This window comes from Vibrio sp. Of14-4 (assembly GCF_022347625.1).
Lineage (GTDB): Bacteria > Pseudomonadota > Gammaproteobacteria > Enterobacterales > Vibrionaceae > Vibrio > Vibrio pristinus.
Window position 1 is genome coordinate 38,010 of record NZ_JAKRGI010000003.1, and the last position, 15,481, is coordinate 53,490.

The 15,481-nt window shown below is 43.3% G+C and carries 16 protein-coding genes; 3 read left to right on the top strand and 13 right to left on the bottom strand.

The window, feature by feature from the left end; all coding sequences use genetic code 11:
* Nucleotides 1–23: 23 nt before the first annotated feature.
* Entirely contained in the window at nucleotides 24–866 is an 843-nt protein-coding gene (gene tsf / locus MHN79_RS03975; RefSeq protein ID WP_239171815.1) for a translation elongation factor Ts, read from the bottom strand.
* A 129-nt stretch (nucleotides 867–995) separates the two neighbouring features.
* Nucleotides 996–1,724: a 30S ribosomal protein S2 gene (rpsB, locus tag MHN79_RS03980; RefSeq protein ID WP_114785223.1), complete on the bottom strand. Its 729-nt coding sequence runs from the start codon at nucleotides 1,722–1,724 to the stop codon at nucleotides 996–998.
* 351 nt (nucleotides 1,725–2,075) lie between these two features.
* On the opposite strand from rpsB, the gene map reads away from it, so the two are divergent.
* The 3 genes from map to MHN79_RS03995 all read left to right on the top strand — a co-directional run bounded on the left by map (nucleotide 2,076) and on the right by MHN79_RS03995 (nucleotide 6,200).
* Complete coding sequence (gene map, locus MHN79_RS03985; protein ID WP_160929595.1) at nucleotides 2,076–2,954, top strand: type I methionyl aminopeptidase; 879 nt, start codon at nucleotides 2,076–2,078, stop codon at nucleotides 2,952–2,954.
* A 96-nt stretch (nucleotides 2,955–3,050) separates the two neighbouring features.
* Nucleotides 3,051–5,672 carry a bifunctional uridylyltransferase/uridylyl-removing protein GlnD gene (glnD, locus tag MHN79_RS03990; protein WP_239171816.1) on the top strand — a complete coding sequence of 874 codons (2,622 nt, stop codon included), beginning with the start codon at nucleotides 3,051–3,053 and terminating at the stop codon, nucleotides 5,670–5,672.
* A 144-nt stretch (nucleotides 5,673–5,816) separates the two neighbouring features.
* Nucleotides 5,817–6,200, top strand: a complete 384-nt coding sequence (locus tag MHN79_RS03995; protein WP_160929591.1) for a DUF3461 family protein — start codon at nucleotides 5,817–5,819, stop codon at nucleotides 6,198–6,200.
* 50 nt (nucleotides 6,201–6,250) lie between these two features.
* Here the strand turns inward: MHN79_RS03995 and pgpA are convergent, their stop codons facing one another.
* From pgpA to crl, 11 genes are all read right to left on the bottom strand, one after another.
* Nucleotides 6,251–6,754, bottom strand: a complete 504-nt coding sequence (pgpA, locus tag MHN79_RS04000) for a phosphatidylglycerophosphatase A (RefSeq protein WP_239171817.1) — start codon at nucleotides 6,752–6,754, stop codon at nucleotides 6,251–6,253.
* Between the two features lie 10 nt (nucleotides 6,755–6,764).
* On the bottom strand, nucleotides 6,765–7,730 hold the full coding sequence (gene thiL, locus MHN79_RS04005; RefSeq protein ID WP_239171985.1) for a thiamine-phosphate kinase: 966 nt from the start codon (nucleotides 7,728–7,730) through the stop codon (nucleotides 6,765–6,767).
* 65 nt (nucleotides 7,731–7,795) lie between these two features.
* Nucleotides 7,796–8,263, bottom strand: a complete 468-nt coding sequence (gene nusB / locus MHN79_RS04010; RefSeq protein WP_114785217.1) for a transcription antitermination factor NusB — start codon at nucleotides 8,261–8,263, stop codon at nucleotides 7,796–7,798.
* Entirely contained in the window at nucleotides 8,263–8,733 is a 471-nt protein-coding gene (gene ribE, locus MHN79_RS04015; protein WP_152431067.1) for a 6,7-dimethyl-8-ribityllumazine synthase, read from the bottom strand. Before ribE ends, nusB begins: the two co-directional genes overlap by 1 nt.
* A 161-nt stretch (nucleotides 8,734–8,894) precedes the next feature.
* Nucleotides 8,895–10,004 carry a bifunctional 3,4-dihydroxy-2-butanone-4-phosphate synthase/GTP cyclohydrolase II gene (ribBA, locus tag MHN79_RS04020; RefSeq protein WP_239171818.1) on the bottom strand — a complete coding sequence of 370 codons (1,110 nt, stop codon included), beginning with the start codon at nucleotides 10,002–10,004 and terminating at the stop codon, nucleotides 8,895–8,897.
* A 75-nt stretch (nucleotides 10,005–10,079) separates the two neighbouring features.
* Nucleotides 10,080–10,730, bottom strand: a complete 651-nt coding sequence (locus MHN79_RS04025; protein ID WP_239171819.1) for a riboflavin synthase — start codon at nucleotides 10,728–10,730, stop codon at nucleotides 10,080–10,082.
* 2 nt (nucleotides 10,731–10,732) lie between these two features.
* Nucleotides 10,733–11,833 (bottom strand): bifunctional diaminohydroxyphosphoribosylaminopyrimidine deaminase/5-amino-6-(5-phosphoribosylamino)uracil reductase RibD, encoded by a 1,101-nt coding sequence (ribD, locus tag MHN79_RS04030; protein WP_239171820.1) that lies wholly within the window; start codon nucleotides 11,831–11,833, stop codon nucleotides 10,733–10,735.
* A gap of 14 nt (nucleotides 11,834–11,847) precedes the next feature.
* Nucleotides 11,848–12,297: a transcriptional regulator NrdR gene (gene nrdR, locus MHN79_RS04035; protein WP_114785212.1), complete on the bottom strand. Its 450-nt coding sequence runs from the start codon at nucleotides 12,295–12,297 to the stop codon at nucleotides 11,848–11,850.
* A gap of 219 nt (nucleotides 12,298–12,516) precedes the next feature.
* Complete coding sequence (locus MHN79_RS04040; protein ID WP_239171821.1) at nucleotides 12,517–13,767, bottom strand: glutamate-5-semialdehyde dehydrogenase; 1,251 nt, start codon at nucleotides 13,765–13,767, stop codon at nucleotides 12,517–12,519.
* 14 nt (nucleotides 13,768–13,781) lie between these two features.
* Nucleotides 13,782–14,915: a glutamate 5-kinase gene (proB, locus tag MHN79_RS04045; RefSeq protein ID WP_239171822.1), complete on the bottom strand. Its 1,134-nt coding sequence runs from the start codon at nucleotides 14,913–14,915 to the stop codon at nucleotides 13,782–13,784.
* 173 nt (nucleotides 14,916–15,088) lie between these two features.
* Nucleotides 15,089–15,478, bottom strand: coding sequence for a sigma factor-binding protein Crl (crl, locus tag MHN79_RS04050; protein ID WP_152431073.1), 390 nt, complete (start codon nucleotides 15,476–15,478; stop codon nucleotides 15,089–15,091).
* Nucleotides 15,479–15,481 lie beyond the last annotated feature (3 nt).

Sequence of the window (15,481 nt, forward strand, 5' to 3'; positions counted from 1 at the left end):
TAAAGTTTTAGCATATCTAAGGATTAACCTTTTTGAGCAGCTGCAACTTCTTCAGCAAAGCTCATTTCTTCGCCTTTTTCGATGCCTTCACCCACTTCTAGGCGGACAAAGTTAGCAACAGAAGCACCACGCTCTTTTAGGATTTCACCAACAGATTTCTTTGGCTCCATAACAAAAGCTTGGCCAGTTAGAGAAATCTCACCTGTGAACTTCTTCATACGGCCAACAACCATCTTCTCTGCGATTTCAGCTGGTTTGCCTTCGTTCATAGCGATTTCCACTTGAACTGCTTTTTCTTTCTCAACAACGTCAGCGGGTACATCTTCAGGGTTAACATACTCAGGACGAGAAGCCGCTACGTGCATCGCTACATGCTTAAGTGTTTCAGCGTCGCCTTCACCAGCAACAACTACACCAATTTTCTCACCGTGGCGGTAAGAAGCAATTTCAGCACCTTCAACATATTGAACGCGACGGATGTTGATGTTTTCACCAATTTTAGCAACTAGAGCAACGCGAGTCTCTTCGAACTTAGCTTGTAGTTCTTCTGCCGTCGCTTTAGTAGAAAGCGCATGAGCTGCCACTTCTTCAGCAAATGCTGTAAAGTTAGCATCTTTTGCTACGAAGTCAGTTTGGCAGTTTACTTCAAGAAGTACAGCTACGCCGTTGTCTTGTTTAATGATGATCGCGCCTTCAGCCGCTACATTACCTGCTTTTTTAGCAGCTTTTGCAGCACCTGACTTACGCATGTTGTCAATTGCCAGTTCGATATCGCCGTCAGTTTCAACAAGCGCTTTCTTACATTCCATCATGCCTGCGCCAGTACGGTCGCGCAGTTCTTTAACTAGAGCAGCAGTTACAGCCATTCTCTATTCCTCAGTTTAATCTGGATATGGTAAAAAACAGGGGCTTAACATGTTAGCCCCTGCTGATAATGATAACTTAGCCAATATGTACATTAACTTACGTTGGCTAAGTATGGCTCAAAGCCGCTATTATTCAGCTTCTACGAAACCGTCTTTTTCAGCAGCTGCAGCTACGTCTTTGTTACGACCTTCAGTTACTGCAGAAGCAGCAGCGTTTAGGTATAGCTGTACCGCACGGATAGCATCATCGTTACCAGGGATAACGAAATCTACGCCGTCTGGGTTAGAGTTAGTATCAACTACAGCGTAAACTGGGATACCTAGGTTGTTTGCTTCTTTAACTGCAATATGCTCGTGATCTGCATCGATTACGAACAATGCGTCTGGTAGACCACCCATGTCTTTGATACCACCAAGAGACTTCTCTAGCTTCTCCATTTCACGAGTGCGCATTAGAGCTTCTTTCTTAGTCAACTTGTCAAAAGTACCGTCTTGAGACTGAGTTTCTAGCTCTTTTAGACGCTTGATAGACTGACGAACAGTTTTGTAGTTTGTTAGCATACCACCAAGCCAGCGGTTGTTAACATAATACTGGTTGCTTGCAATAGCAGCTTCTTTAACAGCTTCAGATGCAGCGCGCTTAGTACCTACAAATAGAACCTTACCTTTTTTCTCGCCGACTTTACCTAGCTCAGCTAGAGCGTCGTTAAACATAGGTACAGTTTTTTCTAGGTTGATGATATGTACACGGTTACGAGCACCAAAGATGAATGGCTTCATTTTTGGGTTCCAGTAACGAGTCTGGTGACCAAAGTGAACACCAGCTTTTAGCATATCGCGCATTGATACAGTTGCCATTTTAAATTCCTCTATGGGGTTAGGCCTCCACAATCCCCATAATTCCGACCAAGCTCATTGCCCAGCACCCCGGAATATGTGACGGATTGTGTGTGATTTAAAGATAAATGTTTTATGGAAGTCATCAGCTTCGCCAAAAAAGGAGAGAACAGACAACATTTCCGGCGCGCTTTATACCATATTTTCATCCATCTTGGCTAGTAAAAAGTCACTCTATGGAGTTAATTAGGCCATAGCTTTGAGTGTCTCACTTAACCTCACACATGAAGAATCATTCTCATTAGCCTAGCTTCCTGATAGAATGCGCTCATTCGCACAGATAAGTGCTACTGATTAAATTAGAGAAAAACGATGTCCATCAAGATAAAAACCTCTGCAGAAATTGAGCGTATGCGCATCGCTGGTGCATTAGCCGCCGAAATCCTAGAAATGATCGAGCCTCATATCAAGGAAGGTGTCACCACGGATGAATTGAATAAAATTTGTCATGACTATGGGATTGAGAAAGGAGCTTACTCTGCACCTCTTGATTATCACGGATTTCCTAAATCTATCTGTACATCCATCAACCACATTGTTTGCCATGGTATTCCAGCATCGGAAGATGAAATCGGTAGTAACGGCCAGCTAAAGCCTGCTGTACTAAAAAATGGCGATATTATTAACGTTGATATTACCGTTATTGTGCCAAACGACGAAAACGCAGACCTCAGTGTGCGCCCTCAGGGTTACCACGGTGACACATCTAAAATGTTTCTCGTTGGAGACGTATCTCCAGCAGACAAACGTCTTTGTATGGTGACCCAAGAAGCTTTGTATGTCGGCATACGTAAGGTAAAACCTGGCGCAACTGTCGGTGATATAGGCACAGCGATTGAAAAATACATCAAGGAAAATAACAAAAAGAATCCTAGAAATAAATTTTCGATCGTAAAAGACTTCTGTGGCCACGGAATAGGCAATGAATTCCACGAGGAACCACAAATCGTTCATTACAAAAATAATGATCGTCGAGTGTTGCAAAAAGGAATGTGCTTTACCATTGAACCTATGATTAACGCTGGCAAGTTCGGTGTAAGCGTTGATGCGCAAGACGATTGGACCGTCTACACCGGGGATGGCAAAAAATCAGCTCAGTATGAGCATACTGTTGTGGTAACAGATACAGGGTGTGAAATTCTGACACTGCGCAGTGATGATACTATTCCACGAATTATGAATAACGCCTAATTTCACCCTAAAATATCCTCGCTAAACGAGGATATTTTTTTTATCTTCTACATTTTGATAGATTGTTATATACGGATGCCTAGCACGGACTTGCCTATGTCTTATCAATCGCCTTCTAGTTTGCAGGACGATGAAATATCAGTTGCAAAGCTTAAGTCTCAACTTAAGCAGTTTGCTGACAACCAAAAAGATCTGTTCACCTCGCACAAATCGATATCAGAGCTTGTTTTGGGCCGTGCAAACTACATGGATGGTATCCTTAGAAGGCTTTGGCAATATTTCGGCTTTACTAAAGAACCTGATATTTGTCTAGTTGCTGTTGGTGGTTACGGTAGAGGTGAACTGCACCCCCTTTCCGACATTGATATATTGATCACCTCAACCCATATTTTGCCTGAGAGCCTGAATACAAAAATAAGCCGCTTTATTACTTTTTTGTGGGATCTGAAACTCGAAGTTGGGCACGCAGTGAGAACCATAAGTGAGTGCTCAGCAATTGGTAGAGAAGACTTGACTGTCGCCACTAACCTTCAGGAATCGCGATGGCTTTGCGGCTGTGAAGAAACTTTTAGTAAACTGCAACTTGAGATTCATTCAGAGTCATTTTGGCCCACTGAAACCTTTTATAAAGCAAAGGTTCAAGAACAGCGAGACCGTCATTCTCGCTACCATGATACAACCTACAATTTAGAACCCGATATAAAATCAACACCTGGGGGATTGCGTGATATTCATACCTTAGGCTGGATCGCAAGAAGGCATTTTGGCGCCACTTCATTACTTGAAATGAGTCAATATGGCTTTTTGACTGATGCAGAATATCGCGAGCTCTTAGAATGCCAAAATTACCTATGGCGGGTGCGCTTTGCTCTGCACCTACAGCTAAAAAGATACGACAATCGCTTAACGTTCGCTCATCAAGTACAAGTTGCCGAGAGCCTTGGTTTTTCGGGAGAAGGCAACCGCGGCGTTGAAAGGATGATGAAAGAGTTCTATCGCACACTTAGACGTGTAGCTGAACTCAATAAAATGTTACTCAAACTATTTGACCAAGCGATTTTAAATAATGGTATTGAGTACGACCCTGAAGTACTCAGTCAGGACTTTCAAAGATGTGGCCCTCTGATAGAAGCCCGTAAACCCGCGCTGTTTCAATCTCGCCCAGAAACCATTCTTGATATGTTTTTGCATATAGCTAATGATTCAACCATTGAAAGTGTGGCGCCCTCAACACTTCGTCAACTAAGAACCGCTCGAAGACGGTTGAATAAGTTTCTTCACACGATTCCAGCAGCCAGAGAAAAGTTTATCGAACTTTGTCGCCACCCAAACTCTCTTACTCGAGCATTTGTTTTGATGCACAAACTCGGTGTATTGGCGACATACTTGCCACAATGGAGTCAAATTGTTGGCCAAATGCAGTTTGACTTATTCCACGTTTACACGGTTGATGAACACAGCGTCCGCCTTCTAAAACACATTCATACATTTAGCCAACCAGAAAATCATCAAAAGCACCCCATTTGCTGCGAAGTCTTCCCTCGGATACAAAAAAAAGAGCTACTTATAATAGCCGCTATTTTTCATGACATAGCCAAAGGTCGTGGCGGCGATCATTCTGAAATAGGAGCAGAAGAAGCGTATGAGTTTTGTATCAGCCACGGTCTATCAAATCATGAAGCTAAACTCGTTTCTTGGTTGGTCAGATACCATTTATTGATGTCTGTCACCGCTCAACGGCGCGATATTTATGACCCTGATGTTATCAACGAATTCGCTAAACAGATAAGAGATGAAGAATATTTAGAATACCTAGTGTGCTTAACTGTTGCCGATATTTGTGCAACCAACCCTGCCCTCTGGAACAGTTGGAAGCGAACCTTACTAGCAGAGTTATTCTATTCTACTCAAAGAGCACTGCGTCGAGGGCTTGAGAATCCAGTCGATGTGAGAGAGAGAATACGTCACAACCAACAACTCGCCTCAGCCCTTTTAAGAAAGGAAGGGTTCAGCGCCAGAGATATTGAAGTGCTATGGCAACGATTTAAAGCCGATTACTTTCTCAGGCATTCACACAAGCAGATTGCTTGGCACAGTACTCATATTCTCCGTCACAGCGATCACACTCAACCTCTTATCCTTGTATCCAAAAAGGCCACTCGGGGTGGTACAGAAGTCTTTGTCTATAGCCGAGATCAACATGCGCTTTTTGCATCCATAGTTGCCGAATTGGATAGAAGAAACCTAAATGTACATGATGCGCAAGTCATGACAAGCAAAGATGGATATGTGCTCGATACCTTCATGGTACTTGATCAACACGGCAAGGTCATAGATGAAAGCCGCCATGATGCTATCATAAAGCAGTTAGTGCGCACTTTGGGTAATGGACGTTCAAACAAAATAAAAACGCGTCGTCCTCATCGAAACTTACGGCATTTTAAAGTAAAAACCCGAGTTGAGTTTCTGCCAACAAAAGGTAAGAAGCGCACTCTACTTGAATTCGTAGCGCTTGATACTCCTGGTTTACTGGCGATTGTTGGGGCAACCTTTGCCGACCTAAATCTGCATCTCCATGGCGCTAAAATTACAACAATCGGTGAACGAGCCGAGGATTTGTTTATTATTACTAATGCTCACGGTATTAAGCTGACTGAAGAAGAAGAGCTCGAGCTTCAACAGCAGCTAATAGAAAGCGTCAACAAGCTGGCTCCTTAGGCGATCTCGCCCACAAGTTACACAGGCGTAATAGAAATCAACTATCTCAAGTCAACTTCGACTGCTACATTATGTGTTGTTGGTCATTATGTTGTCAGTGTACACATGGATAAAGGTCGTTAAATTCATCACAAGAGGTCGCCTATGTTTCAACACCTCACCGCGTTAGGAATTCAAGAACCTAAACAAATTGAACGTTACTCCCTCAGGCAAGAGGCACACAAAGACGTATTAAAAATTTACTTTCGTAAGCAAAAAGGCGAACTATTCGCAAAAAGCGTTAAGTTCAAATACCCGAGGCAGGTTAAAAATGTGTTGGTGGATGGGGGAAGCAATAAGTACAAGGAAGTGACGGAAATAAATCGCAACCTAACGCTTATTATTGATGAGTTGAATACCATCACTAAACCCAAGAAACTCGCAAAAGTAGACACTAAGGAAAAAATCCTTTCAGATCTGCGTCACCTTGAAAAAGTCGTTTCAAGCAAAATAGCCGAAATAGAAGCTGACCTTGAGAAGTTGAAATAAAGCGCGACAGGGTAAACCCCTGTCGTTCTGACCTTCAAAAATAGTAACTATTATACCCAGCCAGCTAACCTGCCAACGAGGTAAAGCGAGGCAAACGCCATAACACCAGCGACGATATCATCAAGCATAATGCCAAAACCACCATGAACATGATTATCTAACCAGTTGATAGGCCATGGCTTTAGCATGTCAAAAAATCTAAACAGTGCAAAACCAGTCAATAGCCACTTCCAATCAGTTACAGAAAGGTGGAATAAAGGGACAACCAGCATGGTAATCCAAAACCCGACAAATTCATCCCATACGATAGCGCCATGATCATGGACACCCATACTATCTGAGGTTATTTGGCATATTTTAATTCCGACTATGGATGCCACCACTATGGTGATAATGTAAGCAGGTAAAGGCAGTTGAGCTAACAGAAGGTAAAAAGGGATAGCAGCCAGTGTTCCGACGGTGCCTGGCATAAAGGGGGATAAACCGCTACCAAATCCGGTTGCCAGAAGGTGCCAAGGGTTTTTAAGTGATATAAGAAATAAGGGGTTTGTCATACTATTAATTCTATTGAAAATGGTCGAAGCCTTGCTGAGGCCAGTCAAGAGGTTGCCCTTTATTTGACAGCAAAAACTGGCCCTTAGGACGAATTTGTCCAATACAACTCACCTGACAACCACAATGTGCCAACGTAGCGTCAATCGCTCCTTTATACTGCTCTGGGACTGTGAAGCATAACTCATATTCTTCACCACTTGTGAGTGCATATTGCTGAGCTTTATCCACACTACCGATAAACTGGATCAATTGACTAGAAACGGGAAGCTCACTAAGCTCCAGATGAGCGCCAACATCAGAGCGTCTGAGAATATGTTTCAAATCAGCCGCTAAGCCATCGGAAATGTCAATCGCCGAGCTTGCTATACCCAGAAGCGCTTGCCCTGCCAAAACACGCGGCGTTGATAAATAGTGTGCTTGCTCAAGCTGCTCAGCAAATGGTTTATTACGCAGCTCTTTATTTAGAATAACGTCCAAACCGGCCTGACTGTCTCCCAACTCTCCCGTCACATAGATCCAGTCACCAACTCGTGCGCCATCTCTTCGGAGTGCCTTTTCTGCGTCAACAAAGCCTTGCACTGTGAGCGTTAAACTCAACGGGCCTTTGGTCGTGTCTCCGCCAATCAAATGGATATCAAAATAATCTGCAAGCTTAAAAAACGAGTCACAAAACGGCGCTAACCAAGACTCATTGGGCTTTGGTAGAGTCAAAGCTAATGAAACCCAAGCAGGTGTCGCTCCCATAGCCGCTAAATCACTTATATTTGCGGCCAAAGCCTTGTGGGCTACCCAAGCGGGGTTCGCCTCTTTGAGGAAATGTGTTCCCGCAACTAGTGTATCCGTGCTGACCGCCAAAGACATGCCTTCTGGCACTTTGAGTAGAGCGCAATCATCTCCAGCCGCTAGCAACACATCTTTACGACGAGACTGACGGCCAACAAAGTATTTTTCAATAAGATTAAATTCACCAAACATAGTATTCAATGTAACGTGCGATATAAAAAAGGTCAGCATTTGCTGACCTTTTTTAGCTATTTATCCTACTTTTTGCGAACGTGTGGCGCTGCTTTATCCAGCACACCATTCACAAACTTATGACTTTCTTCAGCTGCAAAGACTTTGGCCAACTCAATAGCTTCATTAATAACCACTTTGTATGGTACGTCTTCACGGCGAGTCATTTCATACATAGCCAGACGAAGCAAAGCTAGCTCCATCATATCCAAGTCTTGCATTGGACGAGCCGTATAAGGGCGAATTTTACTATCCAGTTCTGTGTGACTTAACACCACACCGGTTAATAAATCACGGAAGTATGCGACATCAGTATCTGGTGCTATCAATGCAGGTTCTGCAGCATGATGCTCTTCTTCATCATACTTACCACCAGATAAAAACTGCTCTTCAATAGTGGCAACATTTTCTTTAGTAATTTGCCATGAGTAGATCGCTTGCAGAGCGAATCGACGTGCATTACGACGTGCGGCTGGTTTCACACTGGCCCCCATTAGGAATCGATTTCAGATAAAACGTTAATCATTTCAAGTGCGCTTAGTGCAGCCTCTGCACCTTTATTACCAGCCTTGGTTCCTGCGCGCTCAATAGCTTGGTCTATGGTATCAACAGTCAGGACACCAAATGCAACTGGAAGGCTATACTCCAACGACACTTGAGCCAAACCCTTGTTACACTCACTGCAAACATATTCAAAATGAGGCGTACCGCCACGGATAACTGTACCTAGTGACACAATAGCATCAAACTTACCCGTTTTAGCCACACGTTGCGCAACCAAAGGAAGCTCAACCGCTCCAGGACAGCGCACGACAGTGATGTTGTCGTCACTAACTTGCCCATGACGCTTTAAAGTATCGATTGCACCAGACAATAGACTTTCGTTAATAAAACTGTTGAAACGAGAAATAACGATAGCAATTTTTGCGTTTGGCGCTGGGAAGCCACCCTCGATCACTTTCATAAGCTTTCCTTTAACTATGTTCATCAAGTGAGAATCGCCGGATTCTAGCACAAACCTGTGATCAATATCTAATAGAAATTTATCTCTACTCAATGAGAAAAACAGTCACAGAAAATACCGCTAACGGCGATTATCATATTAACGTGATACGAAATCATGCGTTATTCGCAAACGTACTCAATTACATTTAGGCCAAATCCACCCAGTGCGTGATACTTCTTATTTGTCGAAGAAAGAAGACGCATATCGCGAACACCGATATCAGCCAAAATCTGCGATCCAACACCAACACGTCGAGAAGTACCTTGCTTTTTGGCCAAAGTCGGTGCTTGACCTTTATCCTGAGCTTCAAACATTTTCACGCGATGGATAAGAAGATCGCTCGATTCTTCATTACCAAGGATCACCAAAACCCCACCTTCTTTACCAATCCGCTTCATGGCTTTATCTAAAGTCCAGCTACGCTCAACATTTCTATCACTGCGTAGTAAATCTGTAAACGTATCTTGAAGATGAACTCGAACTAGAGGTGCATGCTCGGTTATCTCACCCTTACACAGGGCATAATGCACTTGGTTATCAATAGTATCTCGATAAGTCACTAATTCAAACTCACCATACTCAGTAGGCAATTGACACTGTGCTACACGTTCTATCGTCGTCTCTGTATTATTACGATACTCGATAAGATCAGCAATAGTCCCAAGCTTAATGTCATGCTGTTCAGCAAACACTTCCAAATCAGGTCGGCGAGCCATAGTGCCATCTTGATTAAGAATTTCGACAATCACTCCTGCTGGCTCAAGCCCTGCTAACCTAGCAAGATCACATCCAGCTTCGGTATGACCAGCCCGAGTGAGTACGCCACCTTCCTGTGCTGCCAGTGGAAAAATATGCCCTGGTTGTACTAAGTCGGCGGCTTTGGCATCAATTGCAACCGCAGCTTGAACGGTTTTGGCTCTGTCAGCGGCAGAGATACCAGTGGTAACCCCCTCAGCAGCTTCAATAGAAACGGTAAAGTTTGTCGTAAACTGGGCATTATTATCCTGAACCATGGGTGGAAGGCCCAAGCGCTCACAGCGTTCCTTAGTCATGGTCAGACAGATAAGCCCTCTGCCGTGAGTCGCCATAAAATTGATGGCTTCAGGGGTTACATGCTCTGCCGCCATGATAAGATCGCCTTCGTTCTCGCGATCTTCATCATCCATCAAAATAACCATCTTACCTAGACGAATGTCTTCTATGATTTCCTGCGGAGTACTAATTGGCATTACTGGATTCCTGTATTTTGGGCTCTGAACTCTATTATCGTTATTAGAAGTGCAGCATGTACTGCAAACTATTCATTAAGCAAAACCATTTTGCTGGAGAAACTCCATGGTTAAGCGTGATTCTGGTTGTGAGGGTTGACTCGTTAAAAGACGCTCCATATAACGAGCAAGTACATCAACTTCTAGATTAACTTTACGCCCGACATGAAAGTCTTTAATCGTCGTTTCATCTCCGGTATGAGGCACTATCGTCAGCTTAAACGCGTTCTTTCTCAAGGCGTTAACCGTTAAGCTAATACCATCAACGGTAATAGAACCTTTTTCGGCTAAATATTTCGACAATTCTTGAGGCATAGAAACCCAAAATTCGATCGCCCTACCTACTTGGTTTCGCTCGACAACTTCTCCTACGCCATCTACATGTCCAGAGACGATATGACCACCAAATCGAGTCGTGGGTAGCATGGCCTTCTCCAAGTTGACCTTGCTCCCCACCTGATAGTCAGTAAAACCCGTTTTATTGAGCGTTTCCAAAGATAAATCAGCAGTGTAGCCAATCGAGCTACAATCAACGACTGTCAGACAAACTCCATTAGTGGCAATACTATCGCCAAGTTTCACATCAGACATATCAAGCTTGCCGACTTCAACCGTTACACTAATGTCTTCACCTTTAGGAGTAATTGCAGTCAATGTACCAACCGCTTCTATAATTCCTGTAAACATAACTATGATTCTTTGTTTTCTACTTTAGCAATAATACGAATATCATGACCAATCTGCCTTACATCGCGGAGATTAAGTTCTATTGTTTCTTGCATCGACTGTAAACCAAGCGCACCAAGCAAACCTTTACCATCACTGCCCATGATTTTCGGCGACAAGTATAAAACTAACTCATCCACTATCCCTTGCTTAATTAAGCTGGTAGCTAGAGTGGCTCCCGCCTCTACCCAAAGGTGATTAATTCCAAAGTTTGATGCCAAATCAGCGAATGTGGGAACTAAATCAATTTGACCACTAGGAGTAAGATGAGGACTGAGATCACCCTGCTGAGACACAATAATACGCGGCCCTTCGGTTGAGAAAAGCTTAAGTTCAGGTGTGAGCAGGTTTTGCCTGTCTAAAATAACTCGCTTAGGTTGACGCACTTCATTCTCGGCAAGTTGGCTTTTGACCGATTCAGGTAACTCAGACCAACGTACATTGAGAGAGGCATTATCCTCAACCACCGTCTTGCTGGTTGATAAAATAGCATCAGATTGAGCGCGATATCTCTGTACATCGCTTCGAGCTTGCGCAGAAGTAATCCACTTGCTTTCGCCATTAGATAAAGCGGTTTGACCATCAATGCTGGCTGCCATTTTCAATTGCACTAAAGGAAGCCCAGTTTGCATCCTTTTGATAAAGGCGGGATTCAAAGCTTCTGCATCACTTTTTAAAAGACCAACTTGCACTTCAATCCCAGCATCACGAAGCATTTTAATGCCTTCAACTTTGGGATTCGGGTCTTCCATCGCACAAATAACCTTTGCCACTCTAGCCTGAATCAAAGCAGATGCACAAGGAGGGGTTCTACCGTAATGAGAGCAAGGTTCGAGTGTGACATACACAGTTGAACCAACGGCTTTTTCCCCTGCCATATTAAGTGCATTAGCTTCAGCATGGGGTTCACCTGCGCGATAGTGGAAACCTTCGCCAACAATGGCGTCATCACGGGTAATAACACACCCTACATTTGGGTTGGGTGGCGTAGTATAGATGCCGCCTTTAGCCAAATTAATGGCACGCGACATCATTTTATAATCTAGAGAAGAGAATTCAGACATTATACTGCTAACCGTCAATCTTCCAGACGCGCTATTTCTTCACCGAATTCTCGAATATCTTCAAAACTTCGATAAACGGAAGCAAAACGAATATAAGCAACTTTGTCGAGCTCTTTAAGTTGATCCATCACTAAATTACCAATCATCTCACTGGAAACTTCTCGCTCACCTGTCGCTCGAAGTTGTGACTTAATCATACTTATGGAGAGCTCAACCGAATCTGCACTCACGGGACGCTTTTCTAACGCACGCTGAAGCCCACCAATCATTTTATTTTCATCGAAGGGCTCACGGTTTCCATTTGATTTAATTACTCGAGGCATTACCAACTCAGCGGTTTCAAAAGTGGTAAAACGCTCACTACAGGCTAAACACTGCCTGCGACGACGAACTTGATGACCGTCAGCCACCAAACGAGAATCGATCACTTTGGTGTCATTCTCTGCGCAAAAAGGACAATGCATATCACCTCCATAATATACTGAAATACCCTCTCATTGACGAGCTAATTCCATCAACAAAGCTATTTTAATATATCGTTGCTAGTGTAACGGATTTGCTAAAGTGAAGAAAAGTAAAAGGGACAATATCGCCCCTTTTTTATCCTAAAGATGATCAAAATGTTGAGCTGTCCTGTGTTGAGCTCAAAACAACTAAAAATATAACCATAAATTAGACACTAACTAATCTCGTATTAGATAGTTAGCTTTACCAACCCATTTGTAACTGGTTAGCTCTTCAAGTCCCATCGGGCCTCTAGCATGCAGTTTCTGCGTTGATACAGCCACCTCAGCTCCAAGGCCAAATTGTGCACCATCAGTGAATCGGGTTGATGCATTAACATAGACCGCAGCTGAATCGACAGAGTTTATGAATCGCTCTGCATTTTCTAGGCTATTTGTCATGATTGCATCTGAATGACTGGCATTATGCTCTCGCATATGATCAATCGCTTGTGCTATATCTGATACAACTTTTACACCCAGAGTGTGACTTAACCATTCGGTATCAAAGTCTCCTTCTGCACTATCACGAACGTTTTCTGCATCGCCTAGCAATGCTTTCGCGGCTGGCTCTGCAACAAAAGTTACTTTGTTTTGCACGCGAGTTTTCAGTTTTGTCAGCAAATCGGCGGCTATATCCTGATGAACTAGCAAAGTATCGAGTGCATTACAAGCCGATGGGCGTTGAACTTTTGCATTTTCAATCACATTAACTGACTTTTCCAAGTCCGCACTTTCATCGACAAAGATATGGCTAATACCAAAGCCACCGATTATTACGGGTATCGTACTGTTCTCTTTACACATTTTGTGTAAACCAGCACCACCACGCGGAATAATCATATCAACATAATCATCGAGCTTTAAAAGCTGAGAAACTAACTCTCTATCTGGCTTTTCAATATATTGTACGGAAGCTGCTGGAAGATTAGCCCTCTCCAACGCAGATTGAATGACCTTGACCAACTCCATATTGGAGAAAAACGTCTCTTTACCACCTCGAAGGATGCTGGCATTACCTGTTTTTAAACATAAAGAAGCAATATCTATGGTTACATTAGGACGCGCTTCATAAATCACACCCACTACCCCCAGCGGTACTCGGCGGCGAGCCAACGACATACCATTTTCGAGGACTTTACTTTCTATTTCGCTCCCGATAGGATCATCAAGTTTTATCACATTTCGAACGTCATCAGCGATAGCGGCTAAACGAGTTTCATCAAGTAAAAGCCGATCAAGTAGTGCCTCACTCATTCCCGATTCTCTTCCGAGCTCAATATCCTTAGCATTGGCGTCAAGAATGCTGGCACAGTTGGTTTCCAATTCATCGGCAATTATCGCCAAAGCATGATTTTTTTGTGCTGTAGATGCGTTAGCTAGTTGAAATGTAGCTTGCTTTGCAGCCTTACCTATAGAAATCAGTTCCAATCTCATTACCTCAATTATTCCTGAATTATGACCATATCATCACGATGCAGCACCTCACTGCCGTAGTCATAACCCAAAATCCCTAAAATATCTTTGCTGTGTTTACCTATGATGCGAGCCATATCGAGACTTGAGTAGCTCGAAATACCACGAGCAATGAGCACTCCTTTTTGATCAGTAATTCTCACTACTTCTCCTCGTCCGAATTCACCACTGATGCGAGTGACACCTTTAGCCAATAGGCTGCTTCCTTGCGACAACACTGCTTTTACTGCACCATCGTCTATTACGATGTCACCAGAAGCAGAGGGGCCGGCCAAGATCCAACGTTTACGACTTTCTAATGCCTCTTCTATTGGCAGAAAACGAGTTCCTTGTGGTTGCTCACTAAGAGAGTCGAATACAACATTTGGTGCACTGCCTGCTGCAATAATCACTTCGATTCCAGCACGACGAGCAATGTCCGCTGCTTGCAGCTTGGTAGCCATACCTCCGGTTCCCAATGAAGTTCCACTATCCCCAGCAATCTTTCGCAAGGTATCATCAATGGTTTTTACTTCTTTGATCAATTCAGCTTGGGGGTCTTTGCGGGGATCAGCAGTAAACAGTCCTTTTTGATCGGTAAGCAATAAGAGCTTATCGGCACTACACAAAATGCCTACTAATGCAGAAAGGTTATCATTATCACCCACTTTAATTTCACTGGTCGCGACTGCATCGTTTTCATTAACAATAGGAATAATATTGTTATCCACCAACGCATTAATAGTATCGCGAGCATTGAGGAAACGTTCACGATCTTCTAAGTCTGCACGAGTAAGCAACATTTGCCCTATTTTTATGTCATAAAGACCAAACAATGCTTCCCAAGTTTGTATAAGTTGGCTCTGACCAACAGCTGCGAGAAGCTGTTTGTTTGCCATTGAGTTAGCTAAAGCTGGGTAACCTAAATGCTCTCTTCCAGCGGCTATTGCACCGGATGAAACCATAACCACAGAATGGCCTTGCTTCTTAAGCTCTGAGCACTGCCTTGCCAGTTCAACCATATGAGCTCTATCTAATGCTAACGTACCGCCAGTAAGGACACTGGTCCCGAGCTTAATAACAACAGTTTGACGGCTCACAGCCTTCGCGCATTTTTGATTCATTATCGATCTGCTATAAAAATAAAAACCTTGGTCCACCCGCTTGCAATGAGTGTGAATGTCACTGCTAGGTGTTGTTGAACTAGATGTTTTAACAATCAACGCAACAATTAACAAGCAGAAAAGGCGCTAATTAGCGCCTTTTTTTAATCTAGGAAATATATACAGATACTTATCTAACCGAACTCTGCAGACTCTTTATGAAAATCAAGCGTCATACCAAATTGTGTTGCAAGTGTTTCAATAAGCTTCTGGTGAAAACCTTCTTGAGTGCGGCTAACTTCCGCTATCGCTTTTTTAGGCAGCTTCTCATCCATCCAATCACCTTTAGCGTCATATAAACCGACTCGGTATTTTGCTTCGAACGCCTCTCCCTCTTGTTCCAGCTCTAACCACCACCCCCAAAACTCTCTCTCTTCAGGTGATTTTTTGTCGTTCACACATACAGAAAGGCAGTCAAACAAGTATTTGCCTTGCTCACACTGCGCTTCTCGTAAATAGGGACCAATTGCTTTTAGCGTAGATAATAAACGGTAATGGGTTGGATTCTTCGACTGTTCAGACATAAT